At 59.9% G+C, this 20491-nt stretch carries 20 protein-coding genes; 8 read left to right on the forward strand and 12 right to left on the reverse strand.

Going from position 1 to position 20491, the window contains the following annotated elements; genetic code table 11:
- Nucleotides 1–87: 87 nt before the first annotated feature.
- The 6 genes from PBDP_RS08730 to PBDP_RS08755 all read right to left on the reverse strand — a co-directional run bounded on the left by PBDP_RS08730 (nt 88) and on the right by PBDP_RS08755 (nt 7212).
- The gene (locus tag PBDP_RS08730; RefSeq protein ID WP_212802101.1) at nt 88–3708 is read right to left on the reverse strand and encodes a transporter substrate-binding domain-containing protein; all 3621 of its coding nucleotides are present in this window, start codon (nt 3706–3708) and stop codon (nt 88–90) included.
- Nucleotides 3709–3717: 9 nt separating this feature from the next.
- Nucleotides 3718–4344, reverse strand: a complete 627-nt coding sequence (locus tag PBDP_RS08735; protein ID WP_014337291.1) for a response regulator transcription factor — start codon at nt 4342–4344, stop codon at nt 3718–3720.
- 386 nt (nt 4345–4730) lie between these two features.
- Nucleotides 4731–6059: a deoxyguanosinetriphosphate triphosphohydrolase gene (locus PBDP_RS08740; protein WP_109751464.1), complete on the reverse strand. Its 1329-nt coding sequence runs from the start codon at nt 6057–6059 to the stop codon at nt 4731–4733.
- A 123-nt stretch (nt 6060–6182) separates the two neighbouring features.
- Complete coding sequence (locus tag PBDP_RS08745) at nt 6183–6509, reverse strand: hypothetical protein (RefSeq protein WP_109751465.1); 327 nt, start codon at nt 6507–6509, stop codon at nt 6183–6185.
- Nucleotides 6506–6895, reverse strand: a complete 390-nt coding sequence (locus PBDP_RS08750; RefSeq protein ID WP_024618372.1) for a phage holin family protein — start codon at nt 6893–6895, stop codon at nt 6506–6508. Before PBDP_RS08750 ends, PBDP_RS08745 begins: the two co-directional genes overlap by 4 nt.
- 2 nt (nt 6896–6897) lie before the next feature.
- Nucleotides 6898–7212, reverse strand: coding sequence for an ElaB/YgaM/YqjD family protein (locus PBDP_RS08755; protein WP_092166820.1), 315 nt, complete (start codon nt 7210–7212; stop codon nt 6898–6900).
- A 339-nt stretch (nt 7213–7551) separates the two neighbouring features.
- On the opposite strand from PBDP_RS08755, the gene PBDP_RS08760 reads away from it, so the two are divergent.
- Nucleotides 7552–8760, forward strand: coding sequence for an ammonium transporter (locus tag PBDP_RS08760; protein WP_109751466.1), 1209 nt, complete (start codon nt 7552–7554; stop codon nt 8758–8760).
- Between the two features lie 32 nt (nt 8761–8792).
- Here PBDP_RS08760 and PBDP_RS08765 read toward each other — a convergent pair whose 3' ends face one another.
- Nucleotides 8793–10505 carry a cation:proton antiporter gene (locus tag PBDP_RS08765; protein ID WP_212802102.1) on the reverse strand — a complete coding sequence of 571 codons (1713 nt, stop codon included), beginning with the start codon at nt 10503–10505 and terminating at the stop codon, nt 8793–8795.
- 189 nt (nt 10506–10694) lie between these two features.
- On the opposite strand from PBDP_RS08765, the gene PBDP_RS08770 reads away from it, so the two are divergent.
- From PBDP_RS08770 to PBDP_RS08785, 4 genes are all read left to right on the forward strand, one after another.
- Nucleotides 10695–10931: a glutaredoxin family protein gene (locus PBDP_RS08770; protein WP_109751468.1), complete on the forward strand. Its 237-nt coding sequence runs from the start codon at nt 10695–10697 to the stop codon at nt 10929–10931.
- Nucleotides 10932–11023: 92 nt separating this feature from the next.
- The gene (locus tag PBDP_RS08775; protein WP_116831793.1) at nt 11024–11344 is read left to right on the forward strand and encodes a transcriptional regulator; all 321 of its coding nucleotides are present in this window, start codon (nt 11024–11026) and stop codon (nt 11342–11344) included.
- A 73-nt stretch (nt 11345–11417) separates the two neighbouring features.
- On the forward strand, nt 11418–12308 hold the full coding sequence (locus PBDP_RS08780) for a pseudouridine synthase (RefSeq protein WP_109751470.1): 891 nt from the start codon (nt 11418–11420) through the stop codon (nt 12306–12308).
- An 829-nt stretch (nt 12309–13137) separates the two neighbouring features.
- Nucleotides 13138–14439, forward strand: a complete 1302-nt coding sequence (locus PBDP_RS08785; protein WP_212802470.1) for an IS4 family transposase — start codon at nt 13138–13140, stop codon at nt 14437–14439.
- A 146-nt stretch (nt 14440–14585) separates the two neighbouring features.
- Here PBDP_RS08785 and PBDP_RS08790 read toward each other — a convergent pair whose 3' ends face one another.
- Nucleotides 14586–14807 carry a YgdI/YgdR family lipoprotein gene (locus PBDP_RS08790; protein ID WP_092197592.1) on the reverse strand — a complete coding sequence of 74 codons (222 nt, stop codon included), beginning with the start codon at nt 14805–14807 and terminating at the stop codon, nt 14586–14588.
- Nucleotides 14808–14882: 75 nt separating this feature from the next.
- Nucleotides 14883–15485: a molybdenum cofactor guanylyltransferase MobA gene (gene mobA, locus PBDP_RS08795; RefSeq protein WP_109751471.1), complete on the reverse strand. Its 603-nt coding sequence runs from the start codon at nt 15483–15485 to the stop codon at nt 14883–14885.
- Between the two features lie 78 nt (nt 15486–15563).
- On the opposite strand from mobA, the gene moaB reads away from it, so the two are divergent.
- Nucleotides 15564–16103 carry a molybdenum cofactor biosynthesis protein B gene (moaB, locus tag PBDP_RS08800; protein ID WP_109751472.1) on the forward strand — a complete coding sequence of 180 codons (540 nt, stop codon included), beginning with the start codon at nt 15564–15566 and terminating at the stop codon, nt 16101–16103.
- A 22-nt stretch (nt 16104–16125) separates the two neighbouring features.
- Nucleotides 16126–17313, forward strand: coding sequence for a molybdopterin molybdotransferase MoeA (locus PBDP_RS08805; RefSeq protein WP_178082453.1), 1188 nt, complete (start codon nt 16126–16128; stop codon nt 17311–17313).
- A 48-nt stretch (nt 17314–17361) separates the two neighbouring features.
- On the opposite strand, the gene PBDP_RS29880 is transcribed toward PBDP_RS08805, so the two are convergent.
- Nucleotides 17362–17670 (reverse strand): hypothetical protein, encoded by a 309-nt coding sequence (locus tag PBDP_RS29880; RefSeq protein WP_232200418.1) that lies wholly within the window; start codon nt 17668–17670, stop codon nt 17362–17364.
- Nucleotides 17671–18016: 346 nt separating this feature from the next.
- Between PBDP_RS29880 and yegS the strand changes: the two genes are divergently transcribed.
- Nucleotides 18017–18934, forward strand: coding sequence for a lipid kinase YegS (yegS, locus tag PBDP_RS08815; protein ID WP_109751474.1), 918 nt, complete (start codon nt 18017–18019; stop codon nt 18932–18934).
- Here the strand turns inward: yegS and PBDP_RS08820 are convergent.
- A complete protein-coding gene (locus PBDP_RS08820) occupies nt 18918–19577 on the reverse strand; it encodes a response regulator (RefSeq protein WP_116831796.1) in 660 nt (219 codons plus the stop codon). The two genes, yegS and PBDP_RS08820, sit on opposite strands and share 17 nt — an antisense overlap.
- On the reverse strand, nt 19574–20467 hold the full coding sequence (locus tag PBDP_RS08825) for a sensor histidine kinase (RefSeq protein WP_116831797.1): 894 nt from the start codon (nt 20465–20467) through the stop codon (nt 19574–19576). The genes PBDP_RS08820 and PBDP_RS08825 overlap by 4 nt, the downstream gene beginning before the upstream one ends.
- Between the last annotated feature and the right edge of the window lie 24 nt (nt 20468–20491).

A 20491-nucleotide genomic window follows, 5' to 3' on the forward strand; every position in this document is an offset into this window, starting at 1 on the left:
TCGATGGGTGTTTGCGCGTGCAAGGGAAACCGATCGAGAACCCCCCCATGTACGCACTGCTGAGCGAACAGCATAGTAAACGCTGGATTATTTTGCCTTGGCGATCTCCGTTTCCAGGGCCCGCTCCAGTTCGCTCATGGCGCGGTCGAGGGCGTCGGCGCAAGCGCTGATTCGCTCAGGCGCCTGTGCCTGCTGACAAGCCTGTTCCAAAGCCTCGCACCGCTGGATCAGCGAGGTCGCCTGGACGATGCGGGCGACGCCTTTTATCTTGTGTGCCGTTTCAGTCAATGCTTGCCGGTTTGTGCCGTGGGCGACGCCCAGCAACTCCTGGCGGTCCGAGCGGCTGCTACTGAGCAGTTCGGCCAACAGGCGCCGGTTGGACGAAGGGTCGCCGCCAGTCAATGCCTGTAGGCTTTGTACGCTGAAAATCGTGGGGTGGCCGGCGGGTTTGACCGCCTTGATCCATTGGCTCAAGGCGCTCAGGCTGATCGGCTTGAACAGGCAATCGTCCATTCCAGCGTCCTGGCAGCGTTGTTTTTCCTCCGGTTGGGCATTGGCCGTGAAGCCCAGGACGGTGCAGGGCGGCCGTTGCTGCTCGGACTCGTTGCGACGAATCGACCGGGCCAGATCGTAGCCGCTCATGATGGGCATGTTGCAATCGGCGATGACCAGATCGAAATGCCCATCCTGCCAAACCTTGAGCCCATGCGCACCATCGTAGGCGACCTGGTAGTGGTGACCCAGATACTCCAGTTGCTGCGACATCAGCAGGCGGTTGGCCGGATGATCGTCCACGACCAGCACATTCAAGGCGGCTTCGGCCGTTTCGATGGCCGGCTCAAGCGCAGCGCAAGCGTTTGTCGGCGGCAGGATGTTCAGGTGCAGGCAGATCCGGACCTGGGTTCCGGTGCCGGGCTGGCTGTTCATGTGCAGGCTGCCGCCCATCATCCGGCACAGGTTGCGACTGATCACCAGCCCCAGTCCCGCACCCGTACGGGCCATCCGGCCGCTATTGTCGACCTGGGCAAAAGGCTCGAACAAACGTTGCAGGTCCGCCGGGCTGATGCCGATGCCGCTGTCGTTGACCTCCAGGTGCATTTGCAGCACGTCGTCCCGGTCGGTTGGAGACAGCCGGACCTTGATCAGAACCTGGCCCTGCTCGGTGAATTTGAGGGCATTGCTGATCAGGTTCGACAGCACCTGCTTGAATCGCAACGGGTCGATCAATACGTCAGGGTTGCCCTCGGCAGTGTCGAATTGCAGCGTCAACGCCAGGTTTTTCTGCCGGGCCACGCCCTCGAATACCCGTATCACCGATTGCAGCAGGGCCCTGAGGTTGACTCGTTCGGGGGCCAGGCTCAGATGGCCTGATTCGATACGCGCGATGTCCAGGATATCGCCTATCAGCTCGAGCATGCCGGAGGCCGACTCGTACGCGACTTCGATGGTCGAGCGGTCGACGTGGCCCTTGTCGGCGTGTTTGAGGGCCAGTTCGAGCATGCCGATCACCGCGTTCATGGGGGTGCGGATTTCATGGCTCATGGTCGCCAGGAACGTGCTTTTGGCGCGGTTGGCGTCATCGGCCTGTTGCTTGGACGCGCGCAGTTCCTCGAACAGCTGGCGCCGTTCACTGATGTCGATCCAGCCGCCGATGATGCCTTGCACTTCGCCGGCGGAGTTTCGGTAGGGCAGGATCCAGTGATAGATCGTCAGTTTCCTGTCCCCGATGTGCAGGGGACGATCCACGATCAGGGCGGTGCCTTCGGCCATGACGCGCTGGTAGTCCGCCTGGTACTCCTGCGCTTCGAAGGCGTTGCTCATGGAGCCCGGCATCAGGCTCTTGCCAATGACGTCTTCGCGTTTTGCGGCGAACGCTTGCAGGTAACTGTCGTTGCAACTTTGCAGGATGCCGTTGCGATCCCTTACGTAGATGGGATGAGGGGTGCCGTTGAGCAGCGAATGCATGAACTCGAGTTGATCATTGAGGGCCAGTTCCGCCCGCTGGCGTTGCCTGATCTGGCGCTGCATGTAGGCGTTCCACGCCAGGGAAAGCAGCAGCAACAGGCCGACGCCCGCGACGATCTGGAAGAACAGACGGTTGTAGGTGCGCCAGGTGTGTTCCGAGGGTGAGACATAACCGCGCCAACGGTTGTTGATGACGCCCAGTTCGTCGGGGTCGATGCTGGTCAGGGCCTTGTCGAGAATGGCATTCAACTCGGTGGCGTTTTTCGCCGTGGCCAGCGCGAACATGGCCTGTTGGGTGCCCACCGTGCTGCTGATTTGCAACCGGTCCCGCAACACGTGGGAGGCGATGAAATAGTTGGCCATCACTTGTGAGTTCACGCTGCCGTCGACCTGGCCATGGGCGAGCATTTCCACGGCGCGCAAGGGGCCGTCCGTTTCGATGATTTGGATGCTCGGGTACTGGTTGCGTAACCATTCAATGACCGGGTTGCCTTTGGCGATTGCCAGGCTTGCGTGGCCGAACTGATCGAGTGTCGTGGGCGTATCGGACTGTTTGCGGGTCAGCAGGACGAATGAACTGGTGATGTAGGGGCGACTGAATTTCAGTTGGAGTTGTCGTTCATTGCTGGGCAACAGTGCAGCGATCATGTCGGCTTGATCGTTCAGGACCGCAGCAATCATTTCGCTGTCGTTCTGGCGGCGCTGGATGTCCAGGCGCAGGCCGGTGCGCAGCCGGATCAGTTCCAGCAGATCGGCACTGATGCCGCGAAAGTCGCCGTCAGAATCGAAGAAGGTGAAGGGTGCGGACGTTTCGTTCACCGCCACCCGGACCACCGGATGCTTCGCCAGCCAGCGTTGCTCGCGTTCGGTCAGTTGTATCCTGTGGTCCGTGAGGTACAGGTCGCTACCTGCGCTCCAGCGCTTGGAGATGGCTGCCTGCTCGGCAATGGGGACCTGGTTCAACGTAGCGTTGATGACGTCCAGCAAGCGGGTATCGCTGCGTCGTACGGCGAACCCGAACCCGTGGGATTCATGCTTGCCGAAGCTGGCCATGCGGATATTGCCCAAGTATCCATTGTTGATCATGTAATGGGTGGAAAGGGTATCGCCGAGAAATACATCGGCCTGGCCGAAGGCGACGGCGTTGATGGCGTTCTGGTAGGAAGGGTAGGTGGTGATGAGTGCCTTGGGGTAGAGTTTTTCAATTTCCTGTAGCGGCAGGTAGTGATAGACCATGCTCAGCCGCAACCCCTCGAGATCGTCGGTCAGGGATCGGCTTTCATTCGTTCGGGTGACGAGAACGGGTTGGTCCACGGCGTACGGCGTCGACAGCACGATGTCGGGGTTGCGGGCTTCGAAACCGTTGGCGGTGCCAAGCATATCGATTTGCCCCTCCATGAGTGCGGCCATGGCCGCCTCGCGGGAACCAAAGCGCAGGACGCTGATGGGCAGGCCGGTGGCCTTGGCGATGATATCGGCATAATCGGCGGTCAGGCCCTCGTAGTCGCGTCCACTGGTGGAGAGGTCGAAGGGCGGGTAATCCGGGGCGGAAGTTCCCAGGACCAGGTTCTGTCGATCCTGTAGCCAGGCGCGCTGAACATCATCGAGCTTGATCTCGGTATGGGTCATGGAGGAACGACCCAGCAGCGTGTATCGCTCGGGCGTATCCGGTGCCGCCGCGAGTACTCCCGTATATAACGCTGCGCTGATCAGCAAGAGGCATTCCGATAGGCGTCTGAGCATCCTTTTTTCTCACACCAGCGCGTTGCGCTTCGCCATTTCAATCAACTCGACCAGGGACTTGACCTTGAGTTTCTGCATCAGCCGTTTCTTATAAGTACTGACGGTCTTATTGCTGAGAAACATTCCCTTGGCTATTTCCTTGTTGGTACGTCCCTGTGCAAAAAGTTGCAGCACCATCAGTTCCCGATCATTGACACTTTTGAAAAGGTCCAGCTCGATACTGCGTGGATCATCCGGGCGCACCGGATTCAGCGCCTGGCTGGGGAAATAGTTATAGCCGGACAATACCGCTTTGATCGCGCTGACAAGTTCGCTGAGGTCTTCTTGTTTGCAAACGTAACCAGAGGCACCGGATTGCATGCATCGAATGCCGAAGAGCGTCGGCGACTGGGCCGTGAGCACCAGCGTCTTGAGCGGAGTCGTCATGGCGTTGAAGCGCGAAAGGATTTCCAGTCCATCGAGTTTGGGAATGCTGATGTCCAGGATAACCAGGTCTGGCATGCATTCGCGCACCATTTGCATCGCGTCGACGCCGTTGTCAGTTTCTCCTACGACCTTATAGCCCTCATGCTCCAGAAGCATGCGAACGGCGAGGCGGATGACCGGATGATCGTCAACAATGAAAACGGAGTTCATGAATAAATTACCCTGCGAACTTGAATAAAGCGCGCACCTTAGCCCACTTACCACCCGGGCCGTACGAAGAGACAGGCATGCAACTTCAATTTCAGAAGTTTCCTACAAAAAAAGAGGCAAGATATTACGATGTAATCGGGTTTTTAGTAGGCGATTGAAATAAGACGGTGAGGGTTACTGGCCGTTTGTGAAAGGATATTTCTTTCGACGGGATGTTTATCCAAACAAGTGTGACGGATTTGTTCAATATTGCGTGGAAAGTTTCATGCCGTGGAACTTGTACGATGAAGCCATTGTGGAAGCGGGCTCGCTCGGGAAGGCGCAGGCTCATTCAACATCGTCGCAGCTTGACCCGCCGCTTTCGCGAACAAGCCCGCTCCCACCTATTATTGGCGCGTGCGGCCCGTCATCTCCTGAGCCATTTCGCTGGCGTAGCTGTCGGTCATCCCGGCGATGAAATCGATCATGCGTAGGAAAGCGCCATGCAAGGGGCCGTTGGGATCCGGCGCGTTATTCCCCAGCAGGTCGAGAATGCGACGGTTCTTGAACGAAGGCGTGCGGCCACCGTGCTGTTCGAGGGCGGCTCCGCAGAATCCGTTGAGCAGGATTTCCAGCGTGGTGTAGGCGCCGATTTCATGCAGGGTCTTGCGCTTGTCCTGGAAAATTTTCCGCCGCGCCATGTCCTTGGCATTCAACACGCAGCGTTTTGCCGGGCCATGCATATGCTCCACCAGATCCCCTGGCAGCGTGCCGGCAAGCAGCGCTTCCTGCTGTTCGACAAAAGCCCGGGCGGCGGCGTTGGTCAGGTGTTCGATGGCCTTGCCCCGCAGGATCGCCAGTTTGCGCCGCCGCGAATCCAGTGGCCCAAGCTGCCGGTAGGTGTCCGGAAGATCGTCGCCCACCAGGTCCAGGAGCAGCGACTCCACCTGCGGGTATTCCAGAAGATCCATCTCCACGCCGTCTTCCAGGTCGATCAGCGCGTAGCAGATGTCATCGGCGGCTTCCATCAGGTACACCAGGGGATGCCGCGCCCAGCGTTGATCCTCGATCTGTGGCAGGCCGAGCTTGTGGGCAATCTGCTCCAACAGCGGCAGTTCGCTCTGGTAGCAACCGAACTTGTGTTTCTTGTAGCCCAGCGAGTCGGCGTGGCGGGCGGTCCAGGGGTATTTCAAATAGGTGCCGAGGGTGGCGTAGGTCAGCCGGGTCCCGCCGTCGAACTGATGGTATTCAAGCTGCGTGAGGACGCGGAATCCCTGGGCGTTGCCTTCGAAGTTGAGGAAGTCGTTGCGCTCGGCTTCGCTCATGGCATCAAGCCAACCACGGCCGGCGGCCTGCTGGAACCAATAACGAATAGCGTCCTCGCCGGAATGACCGAACGGTGGGTTGCCGATGTCGTGGGCCAGGCAGGCCGATTGCACGACCATGCCCAGGTCGCTGGGCTCACACCAGTCAGGCAGGGCACTGCGAATGGTTTCTCCCACGCGCATGCCCAGGGAACGCCCGACGCAACTGACTTCCAGGGAGTGGGTCAGGCGTGTGTGGATGTGGTCGTTGCTGGAGACCGGATGCACTTGTGTCTTGCGTCCGAGACGGCGGAAGGCGCCGGAAAAGATGATGCGGTCGTGGTCCTTGTGGAAGGGACTGCGGCCCAGCTCTTGCGGACTGTGCAGCGGTTTTCCGAGGCGTTCGCGAGTCAGCAGGGTGTGCCAATCCAAGGCCGGTTACTCCGTGTGATGAGGTCGATGCCCTAGCTTCCCGGTTCGTGGGGCGTCCTGCAAGGTCCAAGGGCTTGTGCAGGGTCGCAAGATGGTCAAGTACAAAACCCTGTGGCGCGAGCCTCAGGGCTTGCGCACACTCTTGGCCAGCTTGATCAACGGCAACAGCGTCGTTGCCAACCGGATCAGGCTGGTCAAGCCGCCGCTGCGACTGCGTTTGCCGGTGATGAAGCCGAGTAAGGTCACTGCGGCCACGCCCCACAGTGGCGCGTGCTTGATGCCGAAACCTTCGTGCCAGCTTTGCGTCAAGCCGCGCACCCGCTGCAAGGGTTGCAGCAACTGGCGGGTTTCCTGACGGATTTCCTGGCGATGCATTTCCATGCGCAGACGCACCAGCGCCTTGCGCATTTCCTGTCGTGTCCGGGCTTGAGGGATATCAGGCAGGCTCATGGCAGCAGGCGCTCCCGGTCATTGGCCAATTCTTCGAGGGTGGCGTTGAAAGGGGAGGACTCGTCATAGATCGCTGCCTTGAGCCGCAGACCGCAGAACAGCGCCGCCAGCAGATAGAACAGGCACAGGCCGATAATGCCCGCCAGGCGATAGGTGTCCCATACCAGGATCAGTACCAACGCCGAAAGCCCGACCAACAGCAGCAAGCCGAACACCAGCGCCAGGCCGGCGAACAGCAGGAGGCTGACGGTGCGTGCCTTCTGTTCCTGCAGCTCCATGCCGAACAATTCGACGTGGCTGTGCAACAAGCCAAGAAACGCCGCGCCGAGGCGGCGTGCAGTCGGTTGGGTGCCCGCTTCGGACGAGCCGGATTCGTCGATACCCATCATCAGCGCCGTGTCGCCAGCAAACCAATCAGAAAGCCAACGCCCGCGGCAATGCCTACCGATTGCCAAGGGTTGGCCTGTACGTATTCCTCGGTGGCGACCACGGCAGCCTGGCCGCGTTCACGCATGGAATCTTCCGTCAGCTTTAGTGTTTCGCGGGCGCGCAAGAGGGTTTCGTGGATCTGGCTGCGCAGTGCATCGGCTTGATCGCCTGCCAGCGTCGCGGTGTGATCGAGCAACCGCTCCGTGTCGCTGACCAGCGTCTGGAAATCTTCCATCAGGATTTCTTGAGCAGTCTTTGCCTGGGTTCTGGCCATCGGTGGATCTCCGTAAGTGACGTCTGAAACGTTCGAGTATGAGCCTTGCGCGAAGGTTCAGTACAAGTGACTGGTACAACTTTTGCTCAGGCTTTTGCCATGTACTGGTGCGTCAGCCTGCGCCAGTGCGCTGAAGCTGGGCGAAAGCCCGCAAAACCTTAACCCAAATAATCAAAACCCGCGAAGCACCTCCAGGCGGGATTTCGTTTTGCCCGTTCTTGCGCACCAAAGCGGTTCATCGGCCTGCGTTCGGCAGATGAGCTGTTTCAGTTTGGTGCGCTTGCGGGGTGAGCGAGCCGGTTTGGTGCTTTTTTCAACTTTTTCAGGTCTGCCAATACCATGGAAAATATGCAAAGTGCCGTGGACAGTCTGGTCCACAGCTCCAACACGCTGTTCATCCTGCTTGGCGCAGTCATGGTTCTGGCCATGCATGCCGGCTTTGCGTTCCTTGAAGTGGGAACGGTCCGGCAAAAGAACCAGGTCAATGCGCTGTCGAAAATCCTCAGCGATTTCGCGGTCTCGACCCTGGCCTATTTCTTCATAGGCTATTGGATTTCCTACGGTGTGACTTTCCTGCAACCGGCGGCGGCGCTCAGTACCGATCATGGCTACAGCCTGGTGAAGTTCTTCTTCCTGCTGACCTTTGCCGCCGCGATCCCAGCCATCATCTCCGGCGGTATTGCCGAGCGTGCGCGGTTCGCACCGCAGTTGTGTGCCACGGTGCTGATCGTGGCGTTTGTCTATCCGTTTTTCGAAGGCTTGGTCTGGAACGGCAATTTGGGTCTGCAAGCCTGGCTGCAAGCCCGGTTCGGCGCCAGTTTCCATGACTTCGCCGGCTCCGTGGTGGTGCATGCCATGGGCGGCTGGCTGGCGCTGGCTGCCGTGCTCTTGCTGGGGCCGCGTAACGGCCGCTACCGGGACGGTCGCCTGGTGGCATTCGCGCCTTCGAGCATTCCATTCCTGGCCTTGGGTTCGTGGATCCTGATTGTCGGCTGGTTCGGTTTCAACGTGATGAGCGCCCAGACCTTGCCCGGGGTGAGCGGGCTGGTGGCAGTCAATTCGTTGATGGCCATGGTGGGCGGTACCGTGGCGGCATTGATTGTCGGGCGCAATGACCCAGGTTTCCTGCACAACGGCCCGCTGGCCGGGTTGGTGGCCGTCTGTGCCGGTTCCGACCTGATGCACCCGGTCGGTGCGCTGGCCACCGGTGCCATTGCCGGTGCCTTGTTTGTCTGGTGCTTCACTGCGGCCCAGGGCAAGTGGAAGATCGACGATGTGCTCGGCGTCTGGCCATTGCACGGATTGTGCGGGGTCTGGGGCGGTATTGCCTGTGGCATCTTTGGCCAGACTGCCCTGGGTGGCCTGGGTGGGGTCAGCCTGATCAGCCAGTTGTTCGGCACGGTGCTGGGTGTTGTCGTCGCCCTGGCCGGAGGCTTTGCGGTCTATGGGGTGATCAAGGCTGTGCTGGGGCTGCGCCTGACCCAGGAAGAAGAGTATTACGGCGCCGACCTGTCGATTCACAAGATCGGCGCGGTCAGCCAGGACTGATCGTCGCACTAACGAACTAACCACACAGGCCACTAAGGCTCCTTGTCCTGGTTACCGGGATAAAAGCCATGGAGCAGACGGTAACGGTCGTGACGCACCTGATCCACATGATGCCGGACCTGTTGCTCGGGCAGGCCCAGCATGATCAGGGCGTGGGAGGCCAGCATCAGGCTCGACTCCAACAGTTCCGGGACCACTTCGCTGGCCCCGGCAGCCTGCAACTCGGCCAGTTGGCTGTCGTCACGGGTACGCACCAGGATGGGTACCTGGTGGTTGACCTGTCGAGCCGCCTTGAGCACGGTGATAGCGATGTCGGTCTTGTCCACCGCGATCACCAGCAACCTGGCGCGGCTCAAGCCAACGGCCGCAAGCAGGTCACTTCGTCGCGAATCTCCATAATGCACGCAGTTTTCCCCGACGGTGGCTTCCTGGATGATCACCGGGTCGTCATCCAGGGCGACGAACGCCTGGCCTTCGCGGCGCAGGAAGCGCCCGATGGACTGGCCGACGCGACCGTAGCCGCAAATGACTACGTGACCCGACAAGCCGGCATTGAGTGCGCTGATCTGGTCCAGTTGTGCTTCTTCGTTGGGTTTGCGATGCAGGCGCGCAGCGATGCGTGGTGCCGCGCGCAGCAACAGCGGGGTCAGTAGCATCGAGCAGAATGTCGCGGCCAGCAGCAGGCCGCTGATGTCGGCGGGCATGAGGCGGTTTTGCTGCATCTGTGCCATCAGGGCAAAGCAGAACTCACCACCTTGGGCCAGGGCCAGGCCGCTGCGCCAGGCCGTTTCACCGTCGCTGCCGCGCCATTTCACCAGGGCGGCGACCACGCAGCCCTTGATGAGCATCAAGCCGAGGGTCAAACCCAGGATCAACAAGCCGTCATCGAGGAACAGCTGCAGGTCGATCAGCATGCCGATGCTGACGAAGAACAGCCCCAGCAGGATGTCGCGAAACGGGCGTATGTCAGCTTCGATCTGATGCCGATAGTGGCTTTCCCCCAGCAACATGCCCGCCAGGAAAGCCCCCAGGGCCGGCGACAAACCGAGCAGATGGGTCAGCCACGCCGTCAGCAACACGATTACCAGGGCAAGCAGCACGAACAGTTCGGCGGACCGGGACGCAGCCACCTCATGGAACAGCCTGGGCAACAGCAGCCGACTGGTCAGCAGCAGGCCACCGAACAAAACCAGGGTCTTGCCCAGGGTCAAGGGCAGCGCCCAGTACCACGGGTGCTCGCTGCTGCCAGCGAATACCGGCACCAAGGTCAACAACAGCACCGCGACAACGTCCTGGAACAACAACACGCCGATGGCGTTCTGGCCGTGGCTGCTGAAGATCTCTCCCAGGCTGGTCAATTCCTTGCTGACGATAGCAGTGGAGGACAACGCCAGGCCTGCGCCGAGCAGCAACGCGGCGATCACCGGCGCGCCACACAATGCCAGCAATCCCGCCAGGACCGCTCCCGAGCACAGCACCTGCAGGCTGCCCAGGCCGAACACGACCCGACGCAGTTCGAGCATTTTCGACAGGGAAAACTCCAGCCCCAGCGAGAACAGCAGGAACACCACCCCGAGCTCGGCCAGGTCTGGCAATTCTTCGCTGTCGTTCACCCAGTCCAGCGCGGTAGGCCCGACCGCCAACCCGACGCAGAGATAACCCAGCACGGGTGGCAGGCGCAGCCGCCTGAACAAGGCGATGACCACCAGGGACGAGGCAAGGATGATCAGCAGATTGGCGAACAAGGGGAACTCCGTTTCAAGGCTACAACCTACAGCGTAGAGGGGAAAATGCGCCAAGCGTCGCTGGAAAAGCATTTGTGTTCAGTGATTTGCATCAGCGTTTTACCGAAACACCCTGGAGCGAGCCAGCGACTCGACGGTTTCCCGGGGTGGGCCTAGAATGACCGTCTATCTTTTTTGGGTCTACCCACCATGCTTCCTGAATGCCAGCTGTTCGGCACCCTGGGGTGTCATCTATGTGAAGTTGCAGAAGGGGTGCTGATGCCTTTCGTCGAACATGGATTGTTGGTGGAGCTGGTAGACATTTCAGAGCGTGAAGACTGGGTGGACGATTATGCGCTGCGTATCCCCGTGCTGCGCAGGCTGGATACCGGTGCCGAGCTGGAATGGCCCTTCGAGGCCGAACAGATCGTGACCTTCCTCCGTTGAGCGGTTCGTCCGTCGGTTCCTGATACGGCGGTTGGCGAAACTAGTGTGCTTCGGTTACTGTATGTGCATACAGCTATCTGGAGTGTTCCCCCTTGGTCAATGTCGAACAACTGAAAAGCAGTGTAAACAGGATGTCCGCGGACGTTGTGCGTGAGGCAGTCCTGGAACTGCGCCTGGATGGCCTGGTGACCGAAGGCAAGACGCCGTTCAATAAGCTGCATTTCAACACCTGTTTTGCCGAGATCGAAGCGTTGTTCCAGCGCGCCGGCTATCACAAACAATTGGATGTGGTGGGTTACCAGGGCTTGCTCTACGCGCTGTACGATCCAGGTCGCTGGGAGCCGGTGGAGGTGCTGCGCTGGTTGAAGGAGTTCACCGAAGCGGCGGCAAAATCGACGTCAGTCACGGCGTAAAGCAATCATCGCTGGGCTGGCTGGTGCGACTGTCGGATAATGCCGCCCTGCAAAAAATGCCTAAGAGTTTTCAATGTCCGGTCCATCGTTTTCCGCCGCTCATCATCAGGCCAGTACGCTGTATCTGCCGCCCGGTTCCTGGTCGACGGTGTTGGAGTGCCTGTGCGAGCATTTCAGCGCCATCAGTCGCGAGCAGTGGTTGGACCGGATCGCCCGGGGCCGGGTATTGGATGGGGAGGGCAAGGCCATCCCTGTCGATTTGCCGTACCGCGAAGGCCTGCGCATTCACTACTTCCGTGAAGTGCCCGACGAGAAGCCGATCCCGGTGGTGGAGTCGATCCTGTATGTCGACGAGCACTTGGTGGTGGCAGACAAACCGCATTTTCTGCCTGTCACCCCGGCGGGCGAATACGTCGAGCAAACCTTGTTGCGGCGATTGATCCGGCGGCTGGACAATCCGCATCTGGTGCCCTTGCACCGCATCGACCGGCATACGGCCGGGCTGGTGTTGTTTTCGGCCAACCCGCACACACGTTCGGCCTATCAGTCGTTATTCCCGACGCGGCAGATCGAGAAACGCTACCAGGCCATTGCCCGTGCATTGCCCGGGTTGACCTTTCCCCGGGTGCATAAAAGCCGGATGATCGATGGCGAGCCGTTCTTCCGGATGCAGGAAGGGCCGGGCGAGCCCAATACCGAAACGGCCATCGAAGTGCTGGAGCGCAATGGCGAGCTGTGGCGGTATGGCTTGTATCCGGTTACGGGCAAGAAGCATCAGTTGCGGGTTCACATGAATGCCCTTGGGGCGGGGATTTGCAACGATCCGTTTTATCCTGATGTGCTTCGGGATGTTGAGGATGATTATGCTAATCCGCTTAAGCTGCTGGCTCAGGGGTTGCGTTTTGTTGATCCGGTTACGGGGCAGGAGCGGGTGTTCGAGAGCGGTATTTCGCTGCAGTGGTAGTTTTTTTGTTCAGGGTATGGTGTGTATATCCGTTATTTAGGTAACGGCGGCTTATGGTTCCGCCCTTACGGCGGGTCACTTTTGGAAGAGCGCCAAAAGTAACCAAAAACGCATGCCCCACCACTCGGTGCCTCGCTAAGGCTCGGCATGCCCTCACTCCGGCATTGCTCCGTGGGCCCGCCGCGAAGGGCCGTCCATGGCCCAGCGCGGCTAACCCGGCATCCATGCCGGGATGCCCACTCCACAATGCCTGCGTTCGGCCAGCGTGGTTTAACGGGGCCTCAAGATCAAGATCCAAAGCAAGAGCAAGAGCAAGAGCAAGAGCAAGAGCGGGGCACATGCCGGCATCTATGTGGCTGAGCCGCCGCTATCGCGAGCAAACCCAACATCCCTGTGACTGAACCACCGCCATCGCGAGCAGGCTCGCTCCCACAGGAGAAACGCGGTCTCACCAAGAGCCAGGTCGGCTGTTAGGCCGCCTCGCGGTGGACGTTGATCTCGGCGCCCCGTTAACCACGCTGGCTGAACGAAGGTATTGCGCAGTGGGCAACCCGGCATGGATGCCGGGTTAGCCGCGCTGGGCCATGGATGGCCCTTCGCGGCGGCCCACGGAGCAATGCCTTCGTTCAGGCATGCCGAGCCTAAGCGAGGCACCGAGTGGTGGGGCAAAAGCGTTTTGCTTACTTTTGCGCTCTTCAAAAGTGAGCCGCCGTAAGGGCCATCCCTTTCAAGGTCTTAGGTAAAATCCCCTGAAGTTTCTATCAGGGATACCCGAACGATGTGGGCCGATGTTCTGGAGCGTTTCGAGAAAAAAGCACCTGCCAGCGTTATGGCCAAATTGGCGCTGGAGCACGCTATTGCCCCTGAGTGGGTCGATCAGGTCTTCGAAGAACATCGGCAACGGCAGTATTCTCGTGAGCTACTGTTCTCGACCATCATCAAGCTGATGTCCCTTGTTTCATTGGGCTTGAAGCCGTCCCTTCACGCCGCCGCGCGGCAACTGGAAGATCTTCCTGTCAGCCTGGCGGCCCTCTACGACAAGATCAGTCGTACCGAGCCAGCTTTGTTGCGCGCCCTGGTCACGGGCTGTGCGCAGCGCCTGGCTCCAACCATCAAGGAGTTGGGTTGCACGACGATGTTGCCGGGTTGGCAGGTTCGGGTGGTGGACGGTAATCACTTGGCATCCACTGAGAAACGACTGGGGGCTTTACGCCACGAGCGCGGCGCCGCTCGGCCCGGGTTTTCGGTGGTTGTCTACGACCCCGACCTGGATCAAGTCATCGACCTGCAGGCATGTGAAGATGCCTACGCAAGCGAGCGCGTTTGTGTGCTGCCCCTATTGGCCAATGCCGAGCCAGGCCAAGTGTGGCTGGCTGATCGACTCTATTGCACGCTCCCGGTTATGGAGGCTTGTGAGCAGGTCCAAACCTCCTTTGTCATTCGTCAGCAAGCCAAGCATCCACGCTTGATTCAAGAGGGTGAGTGGCAAGAGCCAGTGCCTGTGGAAACAGGCACTGTGCGTGAGCAGATCATTCAGGTCAGAGGCGGTTATCAGTGTCGGCGTGTCGAACTGACGCTTCATTCGCCAACAGACTCGGGTGACAGCAGCTTGATGTTCTGGAGCAACCTGCCTGAAGGCGTCAGCGCGCAGCAGATCGCGGAACTCTATCGCCGCCGCTGGAGCATTGAAGGCATGTTCCAGCGACTGGAAACAATCCTGGAAAGTGAAATCGAAACCCTTGGTAGCCCAAAGGCTGCATTGCTCGGGTTCACTACTGCGGTGTTGGCCTACAACGTCCTGGCCGTACTCAAACGAAGCGTCGAGCAAGCCCATCAGGCTTCCCAGCCTGACGGCTGGGAAGCCTCAACCTATCACTTGGCGGTTCAGGTCCGGAGTGGTTATGAAGGCCTGCAAATTGCGCTGCCCTCGGAATGTTTTCCCGTCATACCTCTGGAAAAACTGGCCCAGCGCTTGTTGGAACTGGCCAGAAACATCCAACCAAAACAAGTTGCGAAAAATCCCCGGGGCCCCAAGGTGCCTAAACCCAAAACATGGGTGCAAGGCACTGCGGTGCATGCACATGTTTCAACGGACCGGGTAATCAAGGCCGCCAAAACGAAAAGACCTTGAAAGGGATGGCCGTAAGGGCGGAACCCTAAGTGGCCGTTACCGCAGCAACGGATATACACCCAAGCCCCAAGCCCCAAAAAAAACCGGCGCTTCCCTCTTCAGGAAGCGCCGGTTTTTCCAGCAACATCGGGCAGCAACGTTACAGATTACAAATCCTTAACGGTACGAACCTGATCCTTGTTCACACGAGTCTGCTTGCCATCCAGTTGCTCAAATTCGTAGAAGCCGCTTTCTTCATCGTAATGTGGAGTATCGACGGCCTGGATTTCGCGACCGTCATTCAAGGTGATCACTGTTGGCGATGCGCACCCGGCAAGGGTGGCGAGGCCCAGAGCGAGCATGAACGTGGCGAGGGTCCGTTGTATCATGGTGTTTCTCCGAAATGGATTCTTCAAGTTACTGACCTTCAGACGTATACATCGCGCGCAAGTTCCTGGCTAGTGTCAATCTGACACGCCTTTATGTTGGGCCAGTAACTCCGGCGTGTTCAGGTTGGCCAGCCGGGGATCGTCGGCCGGGCATTGCAATGCAACGGCGTGGAGTGCGCGCATGATTCGGCCGGGGCTGCGTTCGCCTTCGCTCCAGGCGTGTTCGAAGCTTCCTGCCAGGACCAACGGAATGACGCACAGCAGCGGCTCCCAGTGCTCGCCGTGCCGCACCATCAGTGGTTTGTCGGGGTGTTGGCTGGCCATCTTGCGCATGTTGTCGAGCAGGCTTGAGTCGATTTGCGGTACGTCGCATGGCAGCACCAGCAAATATGGATGCTTCGCTGCCTTGAGGCCTGCCCGGATGCCCGCCAGCGGCCCGGGGAAGTCGCCTTCCTCGTCATGCACCAACTGATCGGCATACATCGCATAATGTTGCCTATTGCGGTTGCAAGAGATGATCAGGTCGTCGCTCATGGCGCGGGTCTGGCGATGGAGATGGGCTATCAGCGGTTCGCCCTGCCAGTGCACCAGGCCTTTGTCCTGGCCGCCCATGCGTTGTCCGCGTCCGCCCGCCAAGAGCAGGATGGAGCAGGAGGGCAGTGGCGTGTTCGAGGTCATGGCGTGTCTCCGCACGGGCGAAAAAATGAAGCGCTGTGATATAACACCGGGCTGTTTCCTCCACAACTGGACGAGCCTATGAAAGCCAAGGCTGATGTACCTTTCGTGCCGCTCAATATCGCGGTGCTGACTGTCAGTGATACCCGTACCCTGGAAACCGATACGTCCGGGCAGGTCTTCGTCGATCGGCTCACAGCGGCCGGCCACAACCTGGCGGCGCGGGTCCTGCTCAAAGATGATTTGTACAAGATCCGTGCGCAAGTCGCGACCTGGATTGCCGAGGACGTGGTGCAGGTGGTGCTGATCACTGGCGGCACCGGCTTCACTGGGCGTGACAGCACGCCGGAAGCCGTCACCTGCCTGCTGGACAAGCAGGTCGATGGCTTCGGCGAGTTGTTCCGGCAGATATCCGTGGCTGACATCGGCACTTCCACCGTGCAGTCCCGCGCGCTGGCAGGCCTGGCCAATGGCACGCTGGTATGTTGCCTGCCGGGTTCGACCAACGCGGTGCGTACCGGATGGGATGGCATCCTGGCTGAACAGCTGGATGTGCGGCATCGGCCGTGCAATTTCGTGGCTCATTTGAAACAGGCAGATCCGTGTGAATCCCGTGGGTAAACCGGGCAAGGGCGGTGCCTTGATGGCCGTTGAGGTTGCGTTGGAGCGGCTGCTGGAGATGGCGGCGGCCACACCGATTGTCCAGCGTGAGCATTTGCCTTTGGCCGCAGCGCTAGGGCGAGTGCTGGCTGAGGACCTGGTGTCGACCCTTGATTTGCCGCCATGGCCCAACAGCGCCATGGACGGCTATGCCTTGCGGCTGGCTGACTGGAATGGCGAGCCGTTGAGGGTCAGCCAGCGGGTTTTTGCCGGGCAGGCACCGGAACCGCTGGCCGCTGGCACGTGTGCGCGGATCTTCACGGGGGCGCCAGTCCCGGCCGGCGCCGATTGCGTCGAGATGCAGGAAAACGCCGTGGTTGAAAGCGACCAGCGCGTGCGGTTTACCGAGCCCATGGTCAGCGGACAGAACATTCGCCCCCAGGGACAGGAAGCTACCGTTGGGGAGCAGGTTCTTGCTGCCGGCACTCGCTTGGGGCCGATCGAGCTGGGGCTGGCGGCATCCTTGGGCTGTGCAACGCTGGAAGTGGTGCGCAAGGTCCGCGTTGCGGTCCTGTCCACGGGGGATGAACTGGTCGAACCCGGTCAGGCGCTGGGCCCAGGCCAGATCTATAACAGCAACCGCGTGCTGCTGTGTGGCTGGCTGCAACACCTGGGCTGTGAAGTGGTTGACGCGGGTATCCTCCCCGACGATTTATCGGCCACCCGTGAGCGCCTGGCACAGTTGTCAGATGTCGATCTGATCCTGTCCACCGGCGGGGTATCGGTGGGCGAGGCGGACTTCCTGGGCATCGCCTTGCGCGAGGACGGCGAGCTGGCGCTTTGGAAGCTCGCTATCAAGCCGGGTAAGCCGCTGACGTTCGGGCATTACCGTGGCGTGCCAGTCATAGGCCTGCCTGGAAACCCTGCCTCGACCCTCGTGACTTTCGCGCTGTTGGCAAGGCCCTACCTGCTAAGGCGCCAAGGCGTCCAGTCGGTGGCACCGCTCAAGTTCAAGGTGCCGGCCGGTTTCGCCTGGCCGAAGGCGGGCAGTCGACGAGAGTATTTGCGCGGTCGCATGGAGAATGGTCGAGCGATCATCTACCGCAATCAAAGCTCGGGTGTCCTACGCAGCGCGGCCTGGGCCGAGGGGCTGGTCGAAGTGCTCGAGGGGCAGACGCTGGTTGAGGGCGATGAAGTGGGTTTCATTCCCTTGAGCGAAGTCCTGGGTTAGCTGTTCTCCGGCCCGAGTCGGGTACCCGGGCCTTCATGCACCTCACCTTCAGCGCGTGAGCAGCATCACCAGTTGATCGAATCGATTGTTGGCAATCCAGCCCAACAGGCCGAGCACCACCGCTGCGGCGCCAGCCGAATAGGCCAGCCTGTGGCGGATCACCTTTACATCGGTGCGAATTTCATCCATGTCTTTGCGGATGTATTTGAGGTGGGTTTCCAGCTCAACGACGCGCGGTTCCAAATCAATTCCTCCAACGGGATTACTGCAACTTTTGCATTCGTTTCGAGTATCGGCCTGCCCGCCCTCAAAGGGCGCGCGCTGCCGGGGCAGCAGCTTGTATTCACGGTTATGCATGGGACGGTTCATCCCTTTGGCCATAACTGTTCGAACGACTGAGCCGGCCCCGGCGAGCCGTGATGTATCCATCCATGGGTAAGTGCTTCCTTGTGTGATGAGGTTTTAGCGTTCCAGCAAAACAGAGGGCCAAGGTGTCTCAATACCGCTAGAGGGTCAATTGAGCTGATTCGCCAGGTCTTGTAAGAAAACTCTTCGAATCAAGGCGTACCGATCAGGCGAGCGGCCCAACGGGTTCTCTCCTGGGGCAAACCTCCTGCCCTTTTTAATAAATTGAGGTGCACCGAGACTTTTTCGGTCAAATGAGCGGTCCCATTTCCTGAACCTTCCAATGACGGAGACAACGATGAGCAAAGGCAAGGCACTGTTGATTTTGCATGGCAAGCAAGCGCTCAACGAAGAGGTTCGCACGGCCGTGATGCTCAAGCGCGAGCAGGGCTGGGACCTGGCGGTACGGTTGACCTGGGAGGCCGGTGATGCCCAACGATGCGTCGATGAGGCGCTGCGGGCCGGTTACACGCGACTGATCGCCGGCGGCGGTGATGGAACCTTGCGTGATATCGCCGAAGCGATCGTCCTCAAGTCGAGCGATGCCAGCCTGGTACTGCTGCCGTTGGGTACTGCCAACGATTTTGCCCGGGCCGCCGGTGTTCCGTTGGAGCCTGCGCAGGCCCTGGATTTGCTCGACGTTGCGCCGCAGGCCGTGGATGTGGGTGAAGTCTGCGGCCGGATTTTCCTGAACATGGCCACCGGCGGTTTCGGCAGCCAGGTGACGGCGAACACCTCCGAGGACCTCAAGAAAGTTCTGGGGGGCGCGGCCTACCTGTTCACCGGCCTATCGCGATTCAGTGAGCTGAGTGCCGCCTATGGCGAGTTGCAGGGTCCCGATTTCCACTGGCGAGGCGATTTGCTCGCGCTGGGTATCGGCAATGGCCGGCAGGCGGGGGGAGGTCATGTGCTGTGCCCGCAGGCCTTGGCCGATGATGGGTTGCTGGACATCAGCATCCTGCCGGCGCCTCAGGAAGTGGTCAGTACGTTGAAGGACTTGCTGGCGGGAGGCCTGGGCATCGATAACATGTTTGTCCGCGCACGCTTGCCATGGGTGGAGATCAAGGTCGCCCAAGGCCTGGATATCAATCTCGATGGTGAGCCGTTGCAGGTGGACACCCTGCGTTTCACTGTCCGCCCGAAGGCACTGCGCGTGCACTTGCCGTCCGATTCGCCGCTGTTGGGCGCTGCGGCGGCGCTCAATCGTCCAGGCTGATGATTTTTTCGCGCACGGCGAACAGCACAAGTCCGGCCACGTCGTGGATCTGCAGGCGCTTCATGATTTGCGCCCGGTGGGTTTCGACGGTCTTGATGCTCAGGTTCAGGCCGTTGGCAATTTCCCGGGTGGACTTGCCGCGCACGATCAGCCGCAATATTTCCAGTTGGCGTGCGGTCAGGTTATGGGCCTGGGCGGGGTCCGGCTGCTGCTTCTGGACGCGGATCAGTGCCTGGTTGATCACGGTATGGGCGATGGCCGGGCTCAGGTAGCGTTCGTTGTTGCGCAGCGCCTCCAGGGCGTGTTTGAGCTCATTGGCGCTGGTGTCCTTGAGCAGGTAGCCATGGGCTCCGGATTCCAGCGCCTGCATGATCAGTGCTGGATCCGTATGCATGGACAGGATCAGCACCTTGCTATGGGGGCGCACCCGCTTGAGCTGTTGCAAGGCATCCAGGCCGCTGGTGTCCTTCATGGAAATGTCCAGCAGCACGATGTCGGGGTTCAGCCGTTCTACCAATTCCACCAATTGCGTGCCGTCATTGGCTTCGCCGATGACGGCATAGCCCGGGATGTCCGTGACCAGCGCACGTACGCCAGCCCTGATCAGGGAGTGGTCATCTACCAGAAGCAAATTACAAATCAAAGGAGAACCTTATTCTTACTGGCTCGCTCCAGGGCACGCGGCGCCCAGGGAAAGCGTGCTTCGATGTGCGTGCCTTTGCCGGCTTCGCTGATGATCTTGAGGGTACCGCCCAATTGTTCGACCCGTTCCGACATGCCGGCCATGCCCCGTTGACCTTCACGAGCGGGGTGGGTGGCCGGGACAAACCCCTGGCCGTCGTCGCTGATCAGCAGGGTCAGGCCGTCGGGCAGGCGTTGCAAGCGTACCAGCAGATTCGTCGCCCGGGCATGGCGCAAGATGTTGGTGACCGCCTCCTGGGTGATCCGGAACACCGCGACCGACATCTCCTCGGGGATGCCTGTCATGCGCTGTTGGCAATCGAGGCTCCATTTTACCGGGGCATTGGCCAGGGTCTTGAGCAAATGCGCCCGCAGGCTGGCTTCAAGCCCGAGGCTGGCCAGTTCCCTGGGGTTGAGGATCGCCGATACATCGCGGACCTTGTTGAGGGTTTCGTCCAGGGTCTCGCACAGGAGCGCGCACTGGCCCTGCAATTCTTCCGGCATCCGGCGCTTGAGCCATTCGCCTTGCAGTTTCGCCGCAGTCAGCAACTGGCCAATGTCGTCGTGCAGTTCGCGGCTGAGCCGATGACGCTCGTTTTCCTGGACCTCGAGCAACCGCTCGGCCAGTTCCTGCGGCTGGAACTTGATGGATTTGCGCGACAATCGATGGTGGATCCAGACACAGGTCATTGCCGCGACATTCAATGCCAGCAAGCTCAACGGCACCGTATGGGCGTACAGGTAGGTCAACAGGCAGCCGAGGGTCGAGCAGATGCACAATAATAATGTGAAGCGACGGGCGTTTTCTCGGGAGGGAGGCCAGGTGATAAATGACTTGAGGCTGGCGTGCATAGCGGATGGAGCCAATGAATGTTC

Source organism: Pseudomonas sp. St290 (assembly GCF_018325805.1).
Lineage (GTDB): Bacteria > Pseudomonadota > Gammaproteobacteria > Pseudomonadales > Pseudomonadaceae > Aquipseudomonas > Aquipseudomonas bijieensis.